The following is a 21,761-nucleotide window of genomic DNA, read 5'->3' on the forward strand; positions in this document are numbered from 1 at the left end:
GCCGTCACCACGGTCATGTGCGCCGAGGCAGTCAGCGGATATCGCCCGCCCGGAACGTAGGCACCCGCGGCACCGACCGGGATGTTGCGCTGCCCGAGGATGACCCCGGGCAGGGTCTCCGCCTCGAAGTCGGTGAGAGAGTCGCGCTGGGCTTGCGCGAACCCGCGGACCTGGCGTTGCACGAACCTCAGGTCGTCGAGGACGGTTTCCGGAACGGAAGAGACGACCGCCTCGATCTGGTCCGGGCCCAGTCGGTACGACTCCGGCGTCCACGAGTCGAATTTCTCCGACCAGCGCCGCACCGCGACGTCGCCATTCGTCCGGACGTCCGCGATGATCTCGGCGACTGCGTCGACGATTTCCGGGGTGCTCGTCCGCGCCGCGGCGGGAGCCGCGGGCTTCTTCACGACTGTGGTCGGTGTGGACACTGCGCACTGCTCCTTGCCGAAACGGGAAGAACTTCGGTCTTGTCCGTGAAGTCTGCGGAAACTGCTGGCTCTGCAACAGGTACAAACCGTGTAATAGGCGAGCTCCGCGTTGCACACCGTGGACGAGACGAAGGCGGGGACGCTTGCTGGGGAGTGGTGGCGGCTCAACCGCGACGAGATGCCGGTCGGCGAAGCAGGTCGTGACCGCGCAGAGCGAGCTGGAGCCGCTGCTGGGTTTCGATGTCGGCGAGATCGAGACCGAGGATCGCGGAAAGCCGGTCGAGCCGGTGGTAAAGGGTGCGCCGCTGGACGAAGAGGACCTCGGCGGCTCGCGCCTTGTTGCCGCCGCATTCCAGGAATGCCCGCAGCGTGGGCAGCAGTGGATGGGAGGCGAGGACGTCGTGCTCTAGCAACGGGCCCAGCTCGTCCTCGATGTAGCGGGAAAGCTCGGGCCCATCCGCGAGAGCTACCAGAAGCCGGAGCGCGCCGAGGTCGTCGAACCGCAGGAGCTGGTTTGCCCGGCCTGCGGCTGCCGCCGACGCTGCGCTGCGGGCCTGCCGCAACGCGGTCGGCAGCGCTGCGGGTGCGACGACGCGGCTGAGGCCTCCCCAGACTCCCCGCTTGGCCAGTGTCGCGAGAAGTTCACGGTCACCGACACCAGGAGGAAGCCCGGCGATAGCCAAGTCGAAGTCCCCGATGTCGCCGACCACCGCAGGCCAGCCGGCATCGTGGAGCAGGAACGCCAGGTGCTTGTTGGTGAATGGCTCCCCGTTCGCGTCCCGCCCGGTGACCACGACGATCAGGTCACGGTGCCGCAGATCCTGGCCGAGTGTCAGCGCTCGGCCGACGAACTTCTCGCCCGAGAGATCCCCCAACTGGAGGCGGTTGAGCAGCGCGCCCTGGCGTTGTGCCGTGCGGGCGCCGATTTCCCGCTCACCAAGCAAGGTGATCGCTATGGCGGCCGCGGCCCGTTCGAGGTTGCGGAGATCGGCGGACGTGGGATCCGCTCCGTTGTGCAACAGATGCAGCCAGCCCCATGATTCTCCGCGCAGAACAATGGGACTGCGAGTGCAGTTCGCGATATCGCGGGGCAAGTCTTCCTTCGTCGACGAGGTGCTGGACGTGTCACGCACGGGACGACGATGCCGTTCGTGCAGCGCCCGAGAGTGCGCACTCCAGGTTTCCACGACCTTGTCCGCTTCCGGGGTCGCGCCCGCGTAGGCGAGCATTTGGTGCGCCGCGTTCTCCAACACGACCGGATAACCGGCGCGCCGGGCGAACACGTTCACAAGACCGACGTAGTCCTCGTGGGCCAGCAGATCTATGAACACCTGGCTGTTGGCCTCTTCTTCGACCAGCTGGCTGACGCGGAGGTCGACCAGCACTTCGTGGATCTGGGCGGATGCCTCGACGAAGGGAATCTCGTCGCGGAGCCCGACGAGCGGTAGCCCGACGGCCCGGGCTTCCTCGACCGCTGCCTCCGGCATCGATTCGAACATGCGTCCGGCCAGCTCGACGACGAGCACGGCGGCGCGGGCGTCCGCGAGCCGCCGGATGAACGCCCGCTGAAGATCAGGTGTCTTCCCCATGCCGAGGCCGGCGGTCAGCAACATTTCGTCGCCTAAGAGGAAGCGGTGGATGTCCGCGATCTCTCCGGTGTGCACCCAGCGGACCGGACGGTCCAGGTCCTCGCCGGCGAGGACCTGGACCTCCGTGCGTTGGAAGACCTCCAGCTCCAACGCGGCTCTAACGGTCAGAACATCTGCCATCTCGGTTCCCGCGTAGTTCGTTCACAACAGGTGTTCGGATTCGACGGCTTTCGCGGCTTGGCGGACTCGCTCGGCTGCCTCGGACAGACGATGGCCGAAGGTCGCGTCGACCCGGGCCCGCGAAGCGATCTGCTCAGCGAGGCCCACGAGTTCGGGCCCGCCGGGGAGCAGGAGGAGGTCCACTCCCGCATCGAGGGCGGCCATCGCGGTGTCGTGCACCGAGCGCCCGCGCGTCGTGCTCGGGGTGTCCAGATCGTCGCTTACGACGAGGCCGGCGAAGCCGAGTTCCCGCCGCAGCAGGCCGACGGTGGTGGCCGAAGTCGAGGCGGGCTCGTCGGGATCGACCGCGTCCACGACCACTGGCCCGGTCATGATCGCGCGTACGCCGACCGCGACCACCCGCCCGAAGGGACCGCTGGCCGCCTCCACCGGTCCGGTTCCGGTCAGCATCGTGTCGTGCAGCGCTGGATCCTGGGCGAGAGCTGGGTGGCCGGGGAAGTGCTTGGCAACCGCGATCACCCCCGCGCTCTGCACCCCGGCGACGAACGCGGCCCCGATTCGGCCCACTTCTTCCTCGCCGTAGGGCAGTGTTCGCCCCTCCAACCAGGGGTTGGCTCCGCTGAGGACGTCGAGGACCGGCGAGAGGAACATGTTCACGCCGAGGCGGCGCGCGGCGGCACCCACCCCTGCCGCCGCGGCGGAGATCTCCTCATCGGCCAGACCCGCCAGCACGTCCTGGTCTGGAAACGCCGGAACCAGATCGTGCAGTCGCGCGATCCCCCACGGCTCCTGGTCAACCGCGATCAGCGCCGGTCCTTCGGCGGCGCGCTCGATCCCCGCGGTGAAGGACGTGAAGCTCTCCGTCGATTCCCGGACGCGCCGGTCGGCCGTCATCGCCCGGGACACATACTCCGCGCGTGTCTCGCCGATCAAGACTGAGCGCGTTCCGCGGCTCAACAGCTGCCGCAGCCAGTCGTCCATCTTCAGTGCGCCCGCCACGGGCAGCAGGACGGCGTGCGCATCGCGCTCGGACTCACTCACTGGCGACCCATTCCCTGGTTGGTGATACGTTTAACCGATACTGGGGGGTGCGAAACACATCTGTCAACACCTGCTATTTCGACGCTTCGCCGAGGAAGATTCACTAATGGTCACGATGAAGGACGTCGCCCGGGCCGCCGGGGTCTCCCAGGCGGCGGTCTCCTACGCCTACAGTCGCCCGGGGAAGCTGTCGGAGGGCCAGCGTCAGCACATCCTGGAAACCGCGGACCGGATGGGGTACGCGGGCCCGAACGTGGTCGGCGCCAGCCTGCGCTCAAGAAAGATCGGCGCCATCGGAGTCATGGTCATGGACACCCTCGAATACGCCTTCACCGACCCGTCCACGAAGTTCCTGCTCGAAGGGGTCGTGAGCAGCGGCAGACTCGGTGAACAGGCGCTCACCCTGCTGCCGCTTCCCCACGACTCGGACCCTGTGAACGGGCGCGGTCGGCAGGCTCTGCGCGGGCTCGTCGACGGCGTCATCGTGCACAGCCTCCCCGACGACCACCCCGACCTGCCGGCCCTGAGCTCGCGGAACATCCCGGTCGTCATCGTGGACGCCCCCTTGCTCCCGGGTGTGCCCCTGGTGGGCATCGCCGACCGCGACGCGGCCCGCAAGCAATTCGAGCACGTGCTTCGACTCGGGCACGAGCGGATCGGAATCCTCGCGGAACGCCTCCTGCCGGACGGTTTTCACGGCCGCGTCAACGCAGACCGGCGCGCCTTGGGCACTGAGCGGGTGGTCCGCGAGCGGATCGAGGGCTACCGCGAAGCGTTCGATTCCGCCGGTGGTGACTTCGAACAGGTTCCCGTCGTGGAGGCAGGAGCGTTCGACCGCGAATCCGGTTCCCGCGCCGCCCGAATACTCCTCGACGACCACGACCTGACGGCCATCGTCGCGACATCGGACACGATGGCGATCGCGGCGCTGGACACGGCACGCCAACGCGGCCTGCGCGTCCCCGCTGACCTGTCCGTCATCGGCTTCGACGACGCCCCAGACGCCGAGGCCCGCGGGCTCACCACGATCCGCCAGCCCATGGTCGAGAAAGGACGCATCGCTACGGAAATGCTGTTCGAGATCCTCTCCGGCGCCGAACCAGACAGCGTGACACTACCCACCGAACTCATCATCCGAGCGACCACGACTGTTCCTCCTAGCGCCGTGCTCGCTGGGCAGGGGAAATAGTAGCTGCCGCGGGTATGGCACGTATGTCGATAGCGGGTGCCAGACATACCGCGGACAAACGGCTGAGCCGACGGGCCAACTCTTCGGCCACACTCGCGCGTGGCGTCTTGGCTGACCAGTCCTTGTGCTCCACGAACGTGATCGGCTTGGGCCGGGTCACCCTTTCCCGCAGCGTGGCGTTCTCGGCGAGGTCGGCTGGTACCTCGACCTGGCGGCAATGGTCACCGAACTCGCCGACGGATCGGCCTTGGCGCAGCGCGCGGGTCGCGTCAACCGGCGTGGGCTGCGGTAGACCGGGCCCGAAGCCGTCGAGTTGGTGCGGCTGCTGCGCCCCCGCACGCACGAGATCTTCGCGGTTGCCCTGACCACAGCGCGGACGTCCCTGGCGTCGGCGCGCCGGTCGGCACCGGAAAAGGAACTGCGGGCCGTGCCGGTGCGGGGCGACGACGTGACGAACGTGGAATGGGTCGCCACCGACGACGGGCCCGCGCGGCCGCGGGTACGCCGAGCAATTCGCAGATGACCGTGAGCGGCAAGCGAAGTGCTACCGAGGCGAGCAGGTCGATCTGCTGGCCACTGTTCAGTGGAGCGAGGAGTCCTGGGTGATGCGCTCGATCGCGGGGCGGAGCTGCTCGACCCGCGCACGGTGAACGCCTTGGTCGCCAGGCCACGCAAGGGGGTGCTCCGGGGGATCGCTGAAGTTCATGTGGTTGTTCAAGCGCTTGGTGTAGGGCCTGGATTGACCTGGGTTGACCTTGTGCCGCAGGTCCGGGCGAGCGCAAGGCGCGGATCTCGACGTCCTTGTCCCGGTCACTCATCGACAGCAGGCGCAGCATCACGAACGCGTTGGTCACACCCACCCCGGGTAGGCCAGTCGCAGCAGCACAGTCGATCACCATGCCGTGGCCTCCGACAGCAGCGGGAGCGCTCGCGTGAGGGGCTGCGGTCGACCTACCCGTACGCCGTGGCTGCCGCGTCTCACCAGGACGGATGCGGTTATCGGCAAGGGCAGGGTCGTGCCCGATCGCGTGCGGCTCGTCGCCCCCTGGTGCGGAATTCCTATGTGGACTTCAGGGCGCGGGAGCCCCGCCTTAGCGGGAACAAGGGCATCGGCGATTTCAGATGGTGTGCCTGGGAAGGAATCGTTGCCAGGGGCGGTTTGGTGGGTCGATCGGGGGTAGGTCGGCGTAGGTCTTGGCGCGGCGGACGCTCGCGCCGATGACCTGGTTCAGGGAGTCGATTCCGCTGTGATCCAAATAGGACGCTAGTTCGTCGATCGTTGTCCGGAGTGCGTCGGGCCCGTTGGTGAGCAGGATGCTGGCGAGTTCGACGGCGTGGGCACCGGAGAGCAGGAACCGGGCGACGTCGAGGCCGTCGCGTGCGCCGTTGGTGCCGACCAGCGGGAACCGGTCTCCGAGTGTTTGGCGGCATTTGCTGACCCAGTACAGGCTGATCGGTAGCATCCACGGTCCGCCGATCGCGCCCCAGGACCCGAGTTCGGGTTGCCAGGTGTCCAGATCGGGCACGAATCCGTTGAGTCGACCGATCAGCGCGACGGCGTCGGCTCCGTTGTCGGCGGCGGCTTTCGCCATGCCGAGGATGTCGCTGCTTTGCCCGGGCAGTTTGACGATCAGCGGGATGTCGGTCGCGGCGCGGATGGTGCGGACGTAGTGCTTCACGCCGGCGGCGTCGGTGAGTTGGCGGACGGCGTGGGCTTCGCGGCCGTGCGGGGCGCCGATGTTGACTTCGACCGCGGGCACGACTTCGGCCATCAGTCTGGCCAGTTCGGCGGCGCCGTCGGCGCCGGCAACGGTGACGCTGCCGAATACCTTTGATCCGGTGGTCTCGGCATGTCGCTGCGCACGTTGAAGCATGGCCAGCCACTCGTCCACAGTGGTCTGGGCGAGACCGGACCTGTTGAACAGGGACTCCCGTCCGGTGGCGGTGCCCCAGTTCACGGGCGCGAGGTCGGTGTCGAGCAGGGTGTAGTCGGCGATGTCTAGTTGTTTGGCGGCCGCCGGGGACTCGTTGATCGATTTGGCCACCACCGCGCCGGCTCCGGCGTCGATGCAGGCGCGGATGCCCTGCTCGGTCATGGTGAACTCGCAGGACGCGGCGATGGCGGGGTTTTTCAGCGCGAGGCCGGCGATGTGTGTGGTCAGATCAGCCATGGTCGATCAGCCCTTCGAACCGGGCGCGGGCGGCGGAGGTGAGCAGCGCGAGGTCGGAGGCGAGTGCAATGTAGCGGTAGCCTGCGTCAAGCGCTGTTCGCGCGGCCTGCGTGGTCGCCGCGAACGTGCCGAGGGGAGTGCCGGTCGACCGCGCTGCTGTCTCGATCCGCTCGATCTGCGTGCGTACTTGTGGTGCGTCGGTGTCGCCGGCGCAGCCGAGATCCACGGACAGGTCCATGACACCGATGAATGCCAGATCGAGCGCGGCCAGGATGTCTTCCAGGGGATCAGCGTAGCGGGCGGTCTCGAGTTGGCCGATCCGGAGGGTGCCGGTATTGGCGGCGCTCAGGTATTGGGGAAGCGGGATGCTGCCGTATCGGGCAGCCGGTTGGGCGGTGCTCAGGCTGCGGGTTCCGGCCGGCGGATAGCTGGTCAGCTCGCGCAGTTGCGTGGCCTGGGAAGCGGAAGTGACGCCGGAGAGTTGGATCCCGGCCGCGCCGGCTTCCAGCAGTCGGTTGACCTGGCCGCGATCCGGTGTCGGCACGCGCACGGTGACCGCGACTCCGGCGGCTCGGCCGGCCTGGATCACCGCGTGCGCGTCGGTTTCGGTTATCTGGCCGTGTTCGGTGTCGCAAATGACGAAGTCGAGACCAGCAATGGCCAGCACCTCGACCACTTCGGGTCTGGGCAGTTTGAGGAAGGTTCCCAGGACCGGCCGGTGATCGAGTCGGTCTTTGAGGGGCTGCTGATCAGACACCGAGCAGTTCCCCCGGGTTGATGCTGATCATGGTACGGATGTCGGCCTTGTCCACGCCCGCGTCGAGCAGACCCCGGACGATCTTGCGGTAGGCGTCCACGGGGAAGGGATTGCCGGCTTGCCCCAGGTCCGAGCCGATCATGGTCGAATCGATGCCGAGCACCTTCGCGTAATCGAGCAGGACGTCGAGTTCCCAGTGGTAGAAGGAGGACCGGTTGTCGTACATGCACAACTCGTGCTCGAACTTCACCCCGAGATCGGCCCATGAGCGGCAGCGTTGCGGGTCGGCGCCGATGACGAAGTTCGGGTGGCTGACGATGATCTTGCGAATCCCCTGGTCATACGCCGCACGGATCACCGCGTCCAGCTCGTCGACGCCCATGTGCCCGCCGGAGAGGATCGCATCCGCCTCCTTGATCAGGCCGAGCACGTCGCGGACCTCCGGCAGCACCTCTCCGTCGTCGTCGAGCACGCGCGTCGAGGTGTCCTTGCGGAAGGGCTTCGCGGTGCGCGGGAATTTCAGCTCCTCGTTGTGCACGCAGATGTGCCTGCCGGAGGAGATGGTGGGGAACCAGACGATCCGGCCCCCGAGGTTGAGTGCGAGCTCGACCGCGTACGGATTGATCCCGCCGACCTGGTTGTTCAACGCGACACCTGAATGCACCGGAATCGGAAAGCCGCCAACCGCGTCGGACACCGCCAGCACGTCGGTGACCATGCTGTGGTGATGTGATTTGACGATCAGGCCCTTGAACCCGGCCTCGTCGGCCTGCGTCACGGCGTCCAGCAATGACAGTTCGCGGGGAAACGGCGATGGCGCGGGGTGCACGTGAAGATCGACCGCGCCCTGCAGCAGGTCATCGACTTCTTTGTCGGTCATGGATTGCCTCCGCAATGTTCTGATTTCCGGGAACCATATCCCGCCATGACTCACAAGTCACCGCTTGACCGGTGTCTCGGGGTGGCTTACCGTTGCCCACGTCCCGTATCGAGCGAATGAGTTCGCGTTATTCAGGACAGCCCGGGGGCTGTCAGGAGGCGAGGAATCGGTGGCCGAACGACCGGAGAAGGGCGTGCCTGCCCGCTTGGACCAGCGAGCCGCACAACGAGACGGCGACATCCAGGCAGTGACCCGGTGTGCGGAGATTCTCCGGATGGTGGCCCGTGATCAGGCGATCCGCCCGACCGACGTGGCCTCTGGGCTTGGGCTGCAGCGTTCCACAGCGCACCGCTACCTGGCGTCGATGGCCGGGGCTGGACTGGTGGAGCGGCGTGATGACGGAACCTTCGTGGCCGGCCCGCTGGCGGTGCAGCTCGGCTCGGTGGCCATGCGCCGCTCCAAGGTCCTGGACGTCGCCGCACCCTACATGGCGGATCTTGCCGCACAAGCGCACGAGACGGTTGTGCTCAGCCTCTGGGGTGGCAAGGGCGCTGTTGTCACCCGTGTGCAGGAGGATGCCGAGAAGCTGGTGCACGTCTCGGTCCGGGAGGGCAGTGAGCTTCCCCCGTTCGCCGCCCAATCGCAGTTGTTTCTCGCCTACCTGCCCGACCGTGACCTCGTGGCGAGGTTGATCGCCGATCTTCCGTCCCACGTCCGGCGTGAGGTGGAGGAGCGGATCGAGCAAGTGCACCGCACCGGTTTCGGTGAGCACTCGATGGTCGTGCAGGGTGTCCGCGCGGTCGCCGCGCCGGTCTTCGACAGCCGGGGCGTCATCTGCGCGACTTTGGCGATCGTCGGTGCATCGGATGCCATTTCGGCGGGGCCGAAGTCCCGGCTGGGGCAGGCGCTGGCCGATACCGCGGAACGCATCTCCGTCCAACTAGGACATTCCGGGGCGACGTCGCAGGCGACGCAATCCTGATTCTCCTCACTCGGAAAGGATCGACGATGAGCAGCAAGGATCTCTACGGCAAGGTCGTGCGGTGGGACGATGTGCCGCTGGAACAAGTGCGGCCGGGCGTGAGCCGGCGTGGTTACGTCACCGACGAAGTGATGTTGGTGATGAACTACGTCGAGCCGGGATTGCAGCTCAATCCGCACGTGCATGAGGACTTCGACCAGCTGGCGTATTTGGCCAGCGGCCGGGCCAACTACTACATCGACCGTGTGCCGCACGAGATGGTCCCAGGCTCGATGCTGCTGGTGCCGGCCGGCTCGGAACACTACATCGAGCCGCTGGAAGCCCCATGCCTGAACCTCGACATCTTCGTACCGCCCCGCCAGGACCTGATCCACCTGGCGGACTACCAGCGGGACCACCGGGAAAAGGAAAGCTGATCGGCTGCCCGCCGCCAGCGTCCACGTCGACGGGGCCGAAACCGTCTCAGCGCGAACCTTGTCGATCGAGTTGGTCATCCCCCGGCGACCAACTCGATCGACAGCATTGCCCGCACGGCAGCAAATTCCGATCAGTTCCCACCGCGATAGACCCAACACCTCTCAAGGAAGTTCAGTGTGAAAGGGACGACGATGTCCGAAAGAACCGACGCCGGCGAACTCCGCCGGGTCGCCGCCGCATCTCTGGTCGGGACCATGGTCGAGTGGTACGACTTCTACATCTACGGCACTGCGGCAGCGCTGGTGTTCGGGGATCTGTTCTTTCCCTCGTTGAACTCCACGGCCCAGACGCTGTCGGCGTTCGGGACGTTCGCGATCGGCTTCCTGGCCCGGCCCATTGGCGGCATTCTCTTCGGTCATCTCGGCGACCGGATCGGACGCAAATACGTCCTGCTGGTCACCCTGTTGCTGATGGGTTTTTCCACCTTCGCCATCGGGGTGCTGCCCACGTACGCGACCGTCGGCATCGCGGCGCCGATCCTGCTGGTGGTGCTGCGTTTCCTGCAGGGCATCGCGGTCGGCGGTGAATGGGGTGGTGCCGTTCTGCTGGGCGTGGAACGTGCACCGGCGCACCGCAGGACGTTGTTCGGTTCCTTCGCTCAGGTCGGCTCACCGCTGGGCTTGCTGCTGGCGGCCGCCGTGTTCGCTGGGGTCGAGGCGCTGCCCCGCGACACCGTGCACAGCTGGGGCTGGCGGATTCCGTTCCTGCTGTCGGTCGTGCTGATTGCGTTCGGACAGTTCGTCCGGTCCCGGATCGAGGAAAGCCCGTTGGTAGCCAAGAAGAAGGCACCGGTGCGGTTGCCAATCGGCACCGTGCTTCGCAACCACTGGGCGGGTGTGCTGCTCGGCACCGGCGCGATGATCGTCACTCTCACCGGGTTCTACCTCTCGACAACGTTCCTCACCAGTTTCGGCACCCGGCACCTCGGCTTCAGCTCCAATCAGCTGCTGGTCGGGACGATGCTCGTGGCCGTCGTGCAGATCGTGGCGTTGCCGGCGGCCGCGTTGCTTGCCGACCGAAGGGGAAGGCTGCCGGTCATCGCGGCCGGTACGCTGATCACGGCCGCGTTGTCCGTACCGTTGTTCGCGCTGGCCGCGACGCAAGTCGTCGCGCTGCTGTGGCTGGGCATGATCCTCTACAACATCGGCCGGTCGATGGTTTACGGCCCGCTGCCCGCCTTCGCCGCCGCGCTGTTCCCCGCCGAGGTCCGCTTCACCGGTATTTCCCTGTGCTACCAGCTCGCAGGCATCCTCGGCGGTGGTATCGCACCGCTCATCGCGGTCGCGCTGATCGGCAAGGGCGGGAACTACCTACCGGTGGCCCTCTTCCTCACCGCGACCGGACTGGTGAGCGCAGCCTGCGTCTTCGTGATCGGAAAGCGGGTTCGGGCCGGTGTGGACACCGACCACCTGGCGGTGAGCGCGGAGCGCGGCTCCGTCCAGCCAGCGCATTCCGCAGCCGAACAGCGGCGGACCGCTCAATCCTGATTCGGACTGGCCCCGACAGCGATTCTCTGTCAAAGATCCGCATGACCATCGCGAAAAAGGAGTAAGGCGTGATCGTCCACGACACCATCTATGTCGACGGCTCTTGGGTCGCATCAAGCGGAACCGCATCGATCGAAATCGTGAACCCGGCCACCGGCAAGGTCATCGGCAGCGTTCCCGCGGGTGCGGCCGCCGATGTGGACGTCGCCGTGACGGCGGCCCGGCGTGCCTTCCCCGGTTGGGCAGCTACTCCGGCGTCCCGCCGGATCGAGCTGGTGCGCGCTGTAGCGGCCGGCTTGGAGAAACGCCGCGACGAGGTGCTGGACTCGATCATCAGTGAGGTCGGCACGCCTCGCGTTCAGGCGGTGAACACCCAGTTCGGCGTCGCGATGCACACCTTCAACGACGCCGCCGCATCGATCGAGAAGTTACTGGCGGTCGAGGAGATCGGTAATTCCCGCGTCCACCGCGAGCCGATCGGCGTGGTCGGCGCTATCACGCCGTGGAACTTCCCGCTCTACCAGCTGGCGCTGAAGGTGGCGCCCGCTCTGGTCGCCGGCTGCACTGTGGTTGCCAAGCCCAGCGAGGTCGCCGGGCTCAGCCCGTACCTGCTCGCCGAGATCATCGACGAGGCCGGGTTCTCGCCGGGGGTATTCAACCTGGTGTCGGGGACGGGCGTCGAGGTCGGCGAGGCGCTGGTCCGGCACCCGGAGGTCGACATGATCTCCTTCACCGGTTCGGACCGGGCGGGCCGGCGGGTGGCAGAGCTCGCGGCGGCGACGGTGAAGAAGGTCGCGCTGGAATTGGGCGGGAAGAGCGCGCAGATCCTGCTTCCCGATGCGGACCTCGACGCGGCGGTCAAGGCGGGGGTGGTCAACTGCTATGCCAACGGCGGGCAGGTGTGCGCCGCGCTGTCCCGGATGATCGTGCCACGGGAGAAGCTGGCCGAGGTGGAGCGGATCGCGGTTGAGGCCGCCAGTTCCTTCCGCGTCGGCGACCCTTCCGACGAACGCACCACGCTCGGTCCCGTCATCTCGGCCGCCCAGCGCGAGCGCGCTTATGGGCTGATCGCGTCGGGGACGGACTCCGGCGCCAAATTGCTGCTCGGCGGTCCCCGTCCGCCCGAAGGTGCGGAAGAGGGCTTTTACGTCACCCCAACAGTTTTCTCCGAGGTCGACCCGGACTCCGAGATCGCCCAGGAGGAGGTGTTCGCACCGGTACTGGCGATCATCCCGGTCCATGACGAGGATGAGGCGGTTGCGGTGGCCAATGGAACTCGATACGGGCTCAACGCCGCCGTCTGGTCGGCTGACATCGCCCGTGCCGAGCGGGTCGGTGCCCAGCTCAATGCCAGCACCGTCTACCTCAACGGTGGCAAGTTCAACCCGTCGGCGCCTTTCGGTGGGACCAAACAGTCCGGCTTCGGTCGGGAACGCGGGCGCTACGGCGTCGAGGAATACCTGCGCACGAAGTCCTATCAATACTGACCGCTTCTCGGACAGTCACATCAGTGCAAGTCAAGGGAGACCTGCCATGTCCGATACCGCCGTACCGGTGCACCAGGCCACCCGCGAACCCGGTATGACCGACCGGCAGCGCGGATGCCGGGCCCAGCTTGGTGGCATGCTCGGGTACTTCGTCGACCAGTTCGACATCTACTTGCCGGTGGTGGCCCTGGCGCCGGCGATGTCCTACTTCCAGCCGGCCACCCCGGATCCTGGCACGTCAGGTTGCCGGTTTGCTGATCGTCCTCGGCGCAGCGATCGGACCGGAAACCCGCGACAACGACATTTGACCATCATTAGGTGAAAGCGAACAGTTATGCGGGCAGCGGGCAGCGGTGTTGGAGCACAACGGAATTGACGGCTTGCGCATCCGAAGGACAAGCCGGTCGAATTCAGCGCCTACGAGCTCTACGCGGGTGGCAAGCGGCTCATCGGCTCTGTGTTCGGCTCCTGCGACATCCGGCAGGACTTCCACCGGTCGGTCGGACTGTGGCAGGCTGGAAAGCTCCAGCTCGATACCTTGATCAGCGTCCGTATCGACCTCGCCGCGCTGCCCGAGGAGCTCCGTGTGCTGGACGGCGGTTCGGTTGCTGCGCTGCGTCGTCACCTTCGGTTGACCTGAGAGCGCGGGCTTCGCTGCTGCCCCTGCGTCAGGTGCCGGATCACGCGTGTGTCCTGTCATGCGGGAGTCCGTGTGCGATATCAGACAGATCAAGCGATTACCGGTAACGACCAACATCCACACTTTTCAGTAAGTTTCGGGTATATATAGCGTCTTGACGCGTTTGCTGGGCTCAGCTTAAAGTTCAGTCGTTCCGCATTGAGCGAACAGAATATCTCGATGTGGAACACAAGCAGACGGGACTAGCACATGGCAACCACCGGGTACGAACGGGCGCAGGAGCTGGCGGCGCTGGACGTGCGTTCACTGATCCACCCGCACACAACGATCGGTTCGGCCGCTGCACCGGTGATCTTCGATCGTGCCGCCGGAGCCACCCTGTGGGACGTTTCGGGAAACCAATACGTGGATGGCACGTGCGGGTTGTGGCAATGCGCAGTCGGTCACGGCCGGGCTGAGCTGGCGCAGGTCGCCGCAGAGCAGATCGCGAAACTGGAGTTCTACTCCTCGTTCGGGGACTACTCCAACGAGCCGGCGATCCGCCTGGCCGAGCGGCTGCTGTCGCTGGCGCCGGGCGGCATCGAGCGGGTCTTCTTCACCAACGGAGGATCGGAAGGCACCGAGACGGCAATCAAGCTCGCCCGGCTCGCCCAGGCACACGCCGGCAATCCGGAACGCACCGTCATCCTGGCCCGGACCGGCGGCTACCACGGGATGGGCGGTGGTTCCTTGGCTGCGACCGGGATCGACCGGCTGCGGGCCGGGTTCGGGCCGCTCGTCCCCGGAATCGAGTTTCTCGGCAAGCCCCAAGCCGCGGTGCGCGGCGAGAACGCCACCGACATCCTGATCGCCGAGCTGGAGCAGCGCATCGAGCAGATCGGCGCCGACAAGATCGCGGCGTTTATCGGCGAGCCGGTCCTCGGGGTCGGAGGCATGGTCCCGCCGCCGGAGGGCTACTGGCCGCGGGTGCAGGAAGTGCTACGGCGCAACGACATCCTGTTGATCGCGGATGAGATCGTGACGGCATTCGGCCGCACCGGGCACTGGTTCGCCAGCGAGCGCTTCGGCATCGAACCGGACATGATCGTCACCGCGAAGGGGATCACCAGCGGTTACATCCCCATGGGCGCGGTGCTCATCGGGCGGCGGGTGCTCAAACTCGCCGATGGCGCGCTGTTTCTGCACGGCTTCACCTACAACGGGCATCCCGTCGGCGCGGCGGTGGCGCTGGCGAACATCGACATTCTGCAATCGGAGGGGTTGCTCGAACGGGCCAAGATTCTCGGGCAACGGTTGTTTAATGCGCTCAAACCGCTTGAGGATCTCGACCACGTGGTTGAGGTGCGTGGCGTCGGCTTGATGCTCGGTATCGAACTCGACCGGGACAGCACGCCCATCCAGAACGGTGCCCGCGCCGACGGCGTGATCGTCCGCGCGTCCGGCAGCAGCATCGTGCTGTCTCCGCCGCTGGTCATCACCGAAGAACAGGTGGACATCCTCACCGAGGTCCTCATCGAACATGTAAAGGCGGCAGAGTAAGCATGCGTTGGTACAGACTCTTCGTGGCGACGACGATCGCCACCCTCGCCGCGAGCACGCTGACGGCCTGTGCGATCGGTGGACCCGCCGGTGATGGCGGCAAATCACTGACCTTCGTCTCGTTCGGCGGTGCCTTCCAAGACAACCAAAAGAAGGCGTGGCAGGAACCTTATACGGCCGCGACCGGCATCCAGTTCCGCAACGACGGGCCGACCGACGAGGCCAAGATGAAAGCGATGGTCGATGCCGGCAAGGTCACCTGGGATGTCATCGACAACGGCGCGTCGGCCGCCGCCCAGTACTGCGGCACGTACCTGGAGAAGCTGGACTTCACCGTCATCGACAAGAACCCGTATCCGTTAGGCACGGTGAACGACTGCGGTGTGCCGGCCTACTTCTACGCCACGATTTTCATGTACGACACGAAGAAGTTCGCCGGCAACCCGCCCACCAACATCGCGGACTTCTTCGATCTCAAGAAGTATCCGGGCAAGCGGATCGTTCCGCCGGAGATCGGGGCCGGGTTGCTGGAGTATGCGTTGCTGGCCGATGGCGTGCCGGTGGACAAGCTCTACCCGCTGGACGTCGATCGCGCGCTGAAGAAGCTCGACTCGATCAAGAGCGTGACCACGTTCGCCAAGACCTACGGCCAAATCCAGCAGGCGATGGTGGACGGCCAGGCCGACATGGCACTGTTGCCGTCCTCGCGGGCGTATCAGGCGATCAAGGCAGGTGCGTCGTTCGCTCCGGTCTGGGACAAGACGATCGTCCTCTGGGACGACCTCATCGTGCCCAAGGGATCGCCGAACAAGGCCGAGGCGATGAAGTTCATCGCGTTCACCTCGCAACCCCCGCAGTCGGCGAAGTTCTCCGAACTGGCCTCTGTCCAGCCGGTCAGCGCGCAGATCAAGCCCAACTTCGATCCGGTCCAGCAGCAGATCGACGCGTTCTCGGACGCCCACAAGCCCAACACCTTCTACGCGAATGCCGATTGGTGGGGACAGAATCTCGACGCGGTTACCCGGAAATACACCGCATGGCTGGCGGGCTGAGCCGGCCATGACCACCGTGACGATTCCCACCGCGGCCGTCGCCGAGAAAGCCCGCCGCGGCCGACTCCGGGCAGCGGCTGGCTGGCTGCTTCTTCCAGCCGCTGCCGTGCTGCTCGTGTTCTTCTTCTACCCGCTGGCCATCATCGTGTGGCAGAGCTTCACCGAGCCCCATCCAGGGCTTGGCAACTACCTGGCCCTGCTGCACGACGGGGTGTCCATTACGGTCCTGCTCCGGACCCTGCGGACGGCGCTGATCGTGAGCGTGTGCACCCTCGTCATCGCCTACCCCTACGCGTTCGCCATGACGAGGATCGGGCAACGGGCCCGCGCAATCCTGACCGTGCTGGTGCTGCTGCCGTTCTGGACCAGCGTTATGGCCCGCAATTTCGCCTGGTATTTGCTGGAGCAGCGCGGCGGTGCGATTGAGAAGTTCTTCAACGCGTTCGGTGTGGATGGGGTGGTGTTGCTCGGGTCGGTGACCGGGGTGACGGTGGCGATGGTGCAGGTGATGCTGCCGTTCGTGGTGCTGCCGCTATACAGTTCGATGAGCTCGATCGACGTGAAGCTGCTCAACGCGGCGGCCAGCCTCGGCGCGTCGAGGCTCACGGCGCTGCGCACGGTGTATCTGCCGCTGTCGATTCCGGGCGTGGTCTCGGGTTTCTCCCTCGTGTTCATCATGACGCTGGGCTTCTTCATCACTCCGGCCCTGCTCGGCTCTCCGCAGCAGTCACTCGTCTCGCAGGTGATCGAGACCCGGGTCAGCGACCTGCTGGACTTCGGTGGTGGTGGCGCGCTGGGTGCGGTCCTGCTGCTGGTCACCTTGCTGGCGCTGTTCGTCGTGTCCCGGATCGCGCGTCCGATGGCGGGTCTGACCAAGGCGGTGGATCGTGCGTGAGAGCGGAATCGGCTGGGGGCTGAAGGTTTGGGTCGCGGTTGTCGCGGCGCTGCTGCTCGGCCCGACTTTGGTGGTGATCCCGATGAGCTTCGGGGACGCCCAGACCTTCGAGTTCCCGCCCCGCCAATGGTCGCTTCGGTGGTACCGGGAGTTCTTCTCGTCTTCGGAATGGATGCGTTCGCTACTGACCTCTGTCCAAATCGGACTCCTGGTTGCGCTGGCGGCGACGATCCTCGGCGTGGCGGCGGCCTTCGCGCTTAACCGAGCGGGCTGGCGCGGCTCCGGCATCGTGCGCTCGGCGATGATGGCACCGATGATCGTGCCCGGCATCGTCGTCGCGGTGGCAACCTACGGGATCTTTCTGCGGTGGCAGCTGAACGGGACTGCGCTCGGTTTCGTTCTCGCGCATACGGTCCTCGCCGTGCCGTTCGTGGTCACGTCAGTGGGGACGAGCCTCGCCGGGTACGACCGCACCGTTGAGACCGCGTCGGCGAGCCTGGGTGCGAACCGCGTGACCACGTTCCTGCGCGTCACCCTCCCACTCGTGCTCCCCGGTGTCGCGTCGGGTTTCGTCTTCGCCTTCGTCACCTCGCTCGACGAAGTAGTGATCGCGCTGTTCCTGCAGACCCCGGACATCCGCACGCTGCCGGTGCAGATGTACGACTCGATCACTCTCCAGATCGACCCGACGATCGCGGCAGCGTCCAGCCTGATCGTCGTCGCCACCACGGTCGTGCTGATCATTCCGCAGTTCATCCGCCGTCGGCCGAACCACCCTGCGCAACTGAAAGCGAATTAGCCATGGACCAGGCAACCACCAGCGGTCACGGAATCACGATCAAGGACGCGAACAAGGCCTATCCGGCGATGCCGCGCCCCGCCGTCGACGATGTTTCGCTAAATATCGCCCCGGGCGAGTTCATGACCTTCCTCGGCCCGTCCGGTTCGGGCAAGACCACGATGCTGTCGATGATCGCCGGGTTCACCTCGCTAACCGCGGGCTCGATCTGCATCGACGGCAAGGACATCTCGCGAGTCAAGCCGCACAGAAGGAACCTTGGCGTCGTGTTCCAGCAGTACGCCCTGTTCCCGCACATGACTGTGGCGAAGAACGTGGCGTATCCGCTGCAGCAGCGCGGGCTCGGCAAGGCCGAGATCGCGGACAAGGTGGCTGAGGCGCTGAAACTGGTCCACCTCGAGGAGTTCGCCGACCGGCTGCCCGCCCAGCTCTCGGGCGGCCAGCAGCAGCGCGTGGCGCTGGCCCGTGCGGTGGTCTACCGACCGAAGGCGCTGCTGATGGACGAGCCGCTCGGTGCACTGGACAAGAAGCTGCGCGACCAGCTGCAGCGCGAGATCGCCCGGATGCACCGCGAGCTCGGCATGACGTTCATCTTCGTCACCCACGACCAGCACGAGGCGCTCACGCTGTCCGATCGCATTGCCGTGTTCAACGAGGGCAAGATCGAGCAGGTCGGTACACCGGCGGACCTCTACGAGCGCCCCGAAACGCTTTTCGTCGCCCAATTCCTCGGCGAGTCCAACTGCTTCCACAGCCTCGAGCAGCCCGGGGCGGTCGTCGTCGTGCGCCCAGAACGCCTGACGCTCCACCTCGAAGGGGCACCAGTGCCCTCTGGGCACAACCGGATGAGCGCCACTATCACCGACGTGGTCTACGTCGGCAATCATCGTCAGGTCGGGCTGCGCTTCGCGGACGGAACGCGTGGTTCGGCTATGGTCCTGGCCGGTGCCGCGCTGCCCTCCGGACCTGGTCAAAGCGTGGTGGCAGCCTGGAATCCGGGGGACCAGGCCGTGGTCGCCGACCCGGAGCAGGCGGACCACCGCGATGTCACCATGTTCGGGGGCGCAGTTGTCACGGCGTAAAGCACCTCGCGAGCACCACCCGGCCCGAGCCGCGGATCTCGTGCTCCGGAACGGACGGGTGATCACCGTCGACGATCAGTTCTCGGTCGCCGACGCGCTGGCTGTATCGGGCAAGCGTATCGCCGCGGTAGGCGGCACGGAGATCGACGAGCTCATCGGGCCAAATACCCAGGTGATCGATCTGGACGGGCGAAGCGTGCTACCGGGGATCAACGATGCTCACCTCCACCTGGCCATGTTCGGTGAGTCCTTGCGTTCGGTCGGGCTAGGCCACGTTGACTCCCTCGCCGCGCTGGAAAGGGCTCTGGCGGAAGGAATTCCGGGCCTCACCGGCGGTCAGTGGCTGATCGGGGAGGGGTGGCGGGAGGCCGCGATCGCCGAGTTCCACGCCGGAACGCAGCCCCATCGCGCGCAGCTCGACCCCGTCACCGGTGCACGCCCGGCGGTCCTGCACCACGCCTCCCGACATTCGTCGCTGGTGAACACGGCCGCCCTGCGCGTAGCCGGAATCGACAGGGAAACCCCGGATCCGGTGGGTGGCCGGATCGTGCGCGACGCGGCCGGTGAGCCGACGGGACTGCTGTTGGAATCGGCGGGAATCCTCGTCGGTCGGCACATTCCGCAGCAGGACGAGCAGGCGCGGCTGGACGCGATCATCGCCGCGATGCGGAAGCTCAACTCCCTGGGCATCACGAGCGTCACCGACCCGGTCGTGCTGCCGGAGCTCCTGCGCGACTACGGGACGCTGCATCGGCGAGGTGAGCTGTCGGTCCGGGTCAACACCCTGCTGCATTGGGACTGGCCGTCACCGAGCACCTCCTTGGACGGTATCCGTACCGCATTGCGATATTCGGGTGTCTCGACCGGGCTCGGCGACGAGTGGTTACGCATCGGTGGCGTGAAGTTGTTCGCCGACGGTGTGCCCAGTCACAGCACCGCGTGGCTGCACCAGCCGTACCCGTGTGGCGGCCACGGGAGTCTTCTCACCTCCGGTGAGGACGACCAGGCCAGGTGCGCGCAGCTGTGGGACATCATCGAGACGATTCATCGTCACCGGCTCCAGGTGCAGATCCATGTCACCGGCGATCGCGCGGCCGACGCCGCGATTGAGGGAATCCTGCGCGCGCAGGCGCGGGACCCGTGGCCGCAGGCTCGGCACGCACTGATCCACGGCACCCTGCTGTCGGAGGCGGCGCTGCCCGTTTTGGCCGAGCATGGTATCGGCGTGATCACGAGCTCGCTGATGAAGGGCAGCGCCGGCCCCGGTATGTCGGCGGCGATCGGCGAGGACCGGTGGGCTCGGGCGTTTCCGGCGGGTGCCCTTGAGGCGGCCGGTGTGCTCACGGCGGACAGCTCGGACGCCCCCGTCACCTATCCAGACTGGCGGCGTGGGCTGGCGACATTCCTCGGCGCGGCCCCGAGCCCGCTGGCCGAACTCGCTCCCGGGCAGCGGCTCACTTTCGAGCAGGCCATCCGGTTGTGGACCACGGCCGGCGCATACCTGGAGCACGCCGAGCATCGCAAGGGCGCGCTCCGGCCCGGCTTGCTCGCCGATCTGGTGGTTCTCGACGGCGACATCCTCACCGCTGACCCAGTCGAGATTCCTGAGCTCGCCATCGTGCTGACTGTTGCCGGTGGCCGACCCGTTTTCACTGCTGATCTGGTTGCTGGGAACAGCTGGGAAAGCGGCCACGCGACTTGACGCCAGCGGTTGGACGGAAGTGCCGGATGGCGGAACCGCAAGTGGTCGGTGACGTTCCTCGCTCGCTGGCCCTCGGACAGGGCTATGAAGCACGCTCGTGACCGGCTCAGAGAACTGACCAAACGGTCGCGGTTGTTGCTTCCGGTCGGGGTCATACTAGAACCTGTGTTCCCTAGCGCTTCTGGATCAGTGTTCTCGACGTAGCTGACGGACCGGCGCGGCCGTAGTTGTGTGCCGCTGGAAGGTGTTATTTGGGGTGTTGTTGTCGTCGATGGCCGTGGCGATCGTGTCTGCGGGGGTGTCGGGGGCGTGCCGCAGGACGGTGTGGTGGCAGTTTGGCTGTGCGCTGATGAGAGGGCATCGGGTGCGGATACGCGGGACTGATTGCCGTGCCCTGTGATGACCGAGTTGCGGCAGTGGGTGGGGTGCAGGTCTGCGGTGCTGGGCAGATTTCAGCATCCGCTCTAGCTGGCTGAGGGGTAGGGTGCAATGCTTGTGGCTTCGTATTCGGTAGTCGGCTGGCCTCACCGTGGGGACAAGACGGCACCGCGAGGAGATGCAGGCATGGCGCAAGGCAGTGTGAAGTGGTTCAACGGTGAGAAGGGCTTCGGGTTCATCGCGCAGGATGGCGGCGGTCCTGACGTCTTCGTGCACTACTCGGAGATCCAGGGCACCGGCTTCAAGTCTCTCGATGAAGGCCAGCGCGTTGAGTTCGAGATCGGACAGGGCCAGAAGGGTCCGCAGGCTCAAGGCGTGCGTGCTATCTGAGGACTGAACGCGGACGCGCCCGTTCCCCGCGGTGCGGGCGCGTCGTTCAGTCGCTGGAACGCAAACGGCCCCTAGGTGGCTGGTGTTTTGGGTGGCTAAGGATTGGGGTGTCTTTCCCGGTTGAGGTGATCGTTTTGGCAGGATGGTCGGGTGACGTTGGGACGTGCGCCTCGCCAGACCGACCTGCTGCGGTCGACCGTGGACTACTGCCAGGACCGCGTTCCGGCGGGTTTGTCAATCCCCGGAATCGTGGGAAGACCTGTTATGCCACTTCGGCCCTGAGCTGGACGGTTGACGCTGTCCGTGCCCGTCCCGTCCGCGATGGCGCGGATGACCACCACCACATGGCACCCACGGTGTGGGTATACCAAGCCGAATCACCTCCGGTCTGGTGGCTGCGCTCTCTCGAGTCGACTCGCTAGCCGGGGCACCGCGTAGGGTCGGTGGAGACCACCCCACAAGCGGGCAGTCTCGTGTTGCCGCGGGCCTCGGCGACATACCCAAGCGGATGTGCCGATGGAGTGTCGGCTGCCAGGAGTAAGGGACCACCTCAGAGCCGGTTTTGCCAGGAGCATGGGACCACCTGTTTGCCACTGATGGGACCGTCTGGGCTGGT

Annotated in this window: 22 protein-coding genes; 16 read left to right on the forward strand and 6 right to left on the reverse strand. The window is 66.2% G+C overall.

From position 1 onward, the window contains the following. The 3 genes from ACWDKQ_RS28695 to ACWDKQ_RS28705 form a co-directional block, all read right to left on the reverse strand. On the reverse strand, nucleotides 1–428 hold a 428-nt coding region (locus tag ACWDKQ_RS28695; RefSeq protein WP_450141893.1), incomplete at its 3' end, for a histidinol dehydrogenase. Between the two features lie 164 nt (nucleotides 429–592). Next, nucleotides 593–2,197 (reverse strand): PucR family transcriptional regulator, encoded by a 1,605-nt coding sequence (locus tag ACWDKQ_RS28700; protein WP_450141894.1) that lies wholly within the window; start codon nucleotides 2,195–2,197, stop codon nucleotides 593–595. 21 nt (nucleotides 2,198–2,218) lie between these two features. Then, entirely contained in the window at nucleotides 2,219–3,238 is a 1,020-nt protein-coding gene (locus tag ACWDKQ_RS28705) for a glycoside hydrolase family 3 N-terminal domain-containing protein (RefSeq protein WP_450141895.1), read from the reverse strand. Nucleotides 3,239–3,344: 106 nt separating this feature from the next. On the opposite strand from ACWDKQ_RS28705, the gene ACWDKQ_RS28710 reads away from it, so the two are divergent. The 3 genes from ACWDKQ_RS28710 to ACWDKQ_RS28720 all read left to right on the forward strand — a co-directional run bounded on the left by ACWDKQ_RS28710 (nucleotide 3,345) and on the right by ACWDKQ_RS28720 (nucleotide 4,950). Further along, nucleotides 3,345–4,427 carry a LacI family DNA-binding transcriptional regulator gene (locus ACWDKQ_RS28710; protein ID WP_450141896.1) on the forward strand — a complete coding sequence of 361 codons (1,083 nt, stop codon included), beginning with the start codon at nucleotides 3,345–3,347 and terminating at the stop codon, nucleotides 4,425–4,427. A gap of 124 nt (nucleotides 4,428–4,551) precedes the next feature. Then, on the forward strand, nucleotides 4,552–4,719 hold the full coding sequence (locus ACWDKQ_RS28715; RefSeq protein ID WP_450141897.1) for a hypothetical protein: 168 nt from the start codon (nucleotides 4,552–4,554) through the stop codon (nucleotides 4,717–4,719). Between the two features lie 24 nt (nucleotides 4,720–4,743). Continuing rightward, nucleotides 4,744–4,950 carry a hypothetical protein gene (locus ACWDKQ_RS28720; RefSeq protein ID WP_450141898.1) on the forward strand — a complete coding sequence of 69 codons (207 nt, stop codon included), beginning with the start codon at nucleotides 4,744–4,746 and terminating at the stop codon, nucleotides 4,948–4,950. A gap of 595 nt (nucleotides 4,951–5,545) precedes the next feature. Here ACWDKQ_RS28720 and ACWDKQ_RS28725 read toward each other — a convergent pair. Genes ACWDKQ_RS28725 through ACWDKQ_RS28735 form a run of 3 tightly spaced genes read right to left on the reverse strand, consistent with a single transcriptional unit; the run spans nucleotide 5,546 to nucleotide 8,235 of the window. Next, nucleotides 5,546–6,598: a dihydroorotate dehydrogenase gene (locus ACWDKQ_RS28725; protein ID WP_450141899.1), complete on the reverse strand. Its 1,053-nt coding sequence runs from the start codon at nucleotides 6,596–6,598 to the stop codon at nucleotides 5,546–5,548. Continuing rightward, entirely contained in the window at nucleotides 6,591–7,355 is a 765-nt protein-coding gene (locus tag ACWDKQ_RS28730) for an HpcH/HpaI aldolase family protein (RefSeq protein WP_450141900.1), read from the reverse strand. The genes ACWDKQ_RS28725 and ACWDKQ_RS28730 overlap by 8 nt, the downstream gene beginning before the upstream one ends. Continuing rightward, nucleotides 7,348–8,235: a DUF6282 family protein gene (locus ACWDKQ_RS28735; protein WP_450141901.1), complete on the reverse strand. Its 888-nt coding sequence runs from the start codon at nucleotides 8,233–8,235 to the stop codon at nucleotides 7,348–7,350. The genes ACWDKQ_RS28730 and ACWDKQ_RS28735 overlap by 8 nt, the downstream gene beginning before the upstream one ends. 169 nt (nucleotides 8,236–8,404) lie before the next feature. Here ACWDKQ_RS28735 and ACWDKQ_RS28740 point away from each other — a divergent pair, with 169 nt between their 5' ends. From ACWDKQ_RS28740 to ACWDKQ_RS28800, 13 genes are all read left to right on the forward strand, one after another. Continuing rightward, on the forward strand, nucleotides 8,405–9,217 hold the full coding sequence (locus ACWDKQ_RS28740) for an IclR family transcriptional regulator (protein WP_450141902.1): 813 nt from the start codon (nucleotides 8,405–8,407) through the stop codon (nucleotides 9,215–9,217). A 26-nt stretch (nucleotides 9,218–9,243) separates the two neighbouring features. Further along, nucleotides 9,244–9,633, forward strand: a complete 390-nt coding sequence (locus tag ACWDKQ_RS28745; RefSeq protein ID WP_450141903.1) for a cupin domain-containing protein — start codon at nucleotides 9,244–9,246, stop codon at nucleotides 9,631–9,633. A gap of 192 nt (nucleotides 9,634–9,825) precedes the next feature. After that, nucleotides 9,826–11,181: an MFS transporter gene (locus ACWDKQ_RS28750; RefSeq protein ID WP_450141904.1), complete on the forward strand. Its 1,356-nt coding sequence runs from the start codon at nucleotides 9,826–9,828 to the stop codon at nucleotides 11,179–11,181. A 68-nt stretch (nucleotides 11,182–11,249) separates the two neighbouring features. Continuing rightward, entirely contained in the window at nucleotides 11,250–12,668 is a 1,419-nt protein-coding gene (locus ACWDKQ_RS28755; RefSeq protein WP_450141905.1) for an aldehyde dehydrogenase family protein, read from the forward strand. Between the two features lie 46 nt (nucleotides 12,669–12,714). Beyond that, nucleotides 12,715–12,990: a hypothetical protein gene (locus ACWDKQ_RS28760; RefSeq protein WP_450141906.1), complete on the forward strand. Its 276-nt coding sequence runs from the start codon at nucleotides 12,715–12,717 to the stop codon at nucleotides 12,988–12,990. A 135-nt stretch (nucleotides 12,991–13,125) separates the two neighbouring features. Beyond that, entirely contained in the window at nucleotides 13,126–13,308 is a 183-nt protein-coding gene (locus tag ACWDKQ_RS28765) for a hypothetical protein (RefSeq protein WP_450141907.1), read from the forward strand. A 249-nt stretch (nucleotides 13,309–13,557) separates the two neighbouring features. Then, a complete protein-coding gene (locus ACWDKQ_RS28770) occupies nucleotides 13,558–14,847 on the forward strand; it encodes an aminotransferase family protein (protein ID WP_450141908.1) in 1,290 nt (429 codons plus the stop codon). Nucleotides 14,848–14,849: 2 nt separating this feature from the next. Further along, nucleotides 14,850–15,899, forward strand: a complete 1,050-nt coding sequence (locus ACWDKQ_RS28775) for an ABC transporter substrate-binding protein (RefSeq protein ID WP_450141909.1) — start codon at nucleotides 14,850–14,852, stop codon at nucleotides 15,897–15,899. Nucleotides 15,900–15,906: 7 nt separating this feature from the next. Then, a complete protein-coding gene (locus ACWDKQ_RS28780; protein ID WP_450141910.1) occupies nucleotides 15,907–16,794 on the forward strand; it encodes an ABC transporter permease in 888 nt (295 codons plus the stop codon). Continuing rightward, entirely contained in the window at nucleotides 16,787–17,593 is an 807-nt protein-coding gene (locus ACWDKQ_RS28785; RefSeq protein WP_450141911.1) for an ABC transporter permease, read from the forward strand. Before ACWDKQ_RS28780 ends, ACWDKQ_RS28785 begins: the two co-directional genes overlap by 8 nt. 2 nt (nucleotides 17,594–17,595) lie before the next feature. Further along, the gene (locus ACWDKQ_RS28790) at nucleotides 17,596–18,675 is read left to right on the forward strand and encodes an ABC transporter ATP-binding protein (RefSeq protein WP_450141912.1); all 1,080 of its coding nucleotides are present in this window, start codon (nucleotides 17,596–17,598) and stop codon (nucleotides 18,673–18,675) included. A gap of 58 nt (nucleotides 18,676–18,733) precedes the next feature. Next, nucleotides 18,734–20,377, forward strand: a complete 1,644-nt coding sequence (locus ACWDKQ_RS28795; RefSeq protein ID WP_450141913.1) for an amidohydrolase — start codon at nucleotides 18,734–18,736, stop codon at nucleotides 20,375–20,377. 564 nt (nucleotides 20,378–20,941) lie between these two features. Further along, nucleotides 20,942–21,145, forward strand: coding sequence for a cold-shock protein (locus ACWDKQ_RS28800; protein WP_297539976.1), 204 nt, complete (start codon nucleotides 20,942–20,944; stop codon nucleotides 21,143–21,145). Nucleotides 21,146–21,761: the final 616 nt, after the last annotated feature.

Source organism: Saccharopolyspora sp. NPDC000995 (assembly GCF_053599315.1).

Bases quoted from the DNA above. Each gene is read 5' to 3' on its own strand.
- ACWDKQ_RS28700 (WP_450141894.1), bottom strand. From the start codon at position 2,197: ATGGCAGATGTTCTGACCGTTAGAGCCGCGTTGGAGCTGGAGGTCTTC.
- ACWDKQ_RS28710 (WP_450141896.1), top strand. From the start codon at position 3,345: ATGGTCACGATGAAGGACGTCGCCCGGGCCGCCGGGGTCTCCCAGGCG.
- ACWDKQ_RS28725 (WP_450141899.1), bottom strand. From the start codon at position 6,598: ATGGCTGATCTGACCACACACATCGCCGGCCTCGCGCTGAAAAACCCC.
- ACWDKQ_RS28735 (WP_450141901.1), bottom strand. From the start codon at position 8,235: ATGACCGACAAAGAAGTCGATGACCTGCTGCAGGGCGCGGTCGATCTT.
- ACWDKQ_RS28745 (WP_450141903.1), top strand. From the start codon at position 9,244: ATGAGCAGCAAGGATCTCTACGGCAAGGTCGTGCGGTGGGACGATGTG.
- ACWDKQ_RS28750 (WP_450141904.1), top strand. From the start codon at position 9,826: ATGTCCGAAAGAACCGACGCCGGCGAACTCCGCCGGGTCGCCGCCGCA.
- ACWDKQ_RS28760 (WP_450141906.1), top strand. From the start codon at position 12,715: ATGTCCGATACCGCCGTACCGGTGCACCAGGCCACCCGCGAACCCGGT.
- ACWDKQ_RS28770 (WP_450141908.1), top strand. From the start codon at position 13,558: ATGGCAACCACCGGGTACGAACGGGCGCAGGAGCTGGCGGCGCTGGAC.
- ACWDKQ_RS28775 (WP_450141909.1), top strand. From the start codon at position 14,850: ATGCGTTGGTACAGACTCTTCGTGGCGACGACGATCGCCACCCTCGCC.
- ACWDKQ_RS28780 (WP_450141910.1), top strand. From the start codon at position 15,907: ATGACCACCGTGACGATTCCCACCGCGGCCGTCGCCGAGAAAGCCCGC.
- ACWDKQ_RS28790 (WP_450141912.1), top strand. From the start codon at position 17,596: ATGGACCAGGCAACCACCAGCGGTCACGGAATCACGATCAAGGACGCG.
- ACWDKQ_RS28800 (WP_297539976.1), top strand. From the start codon at position 20,942: ATGGCGCAAGGCAGTGTGAAGTGGTTCAACGGTGAGAAGGGCTTCGGG.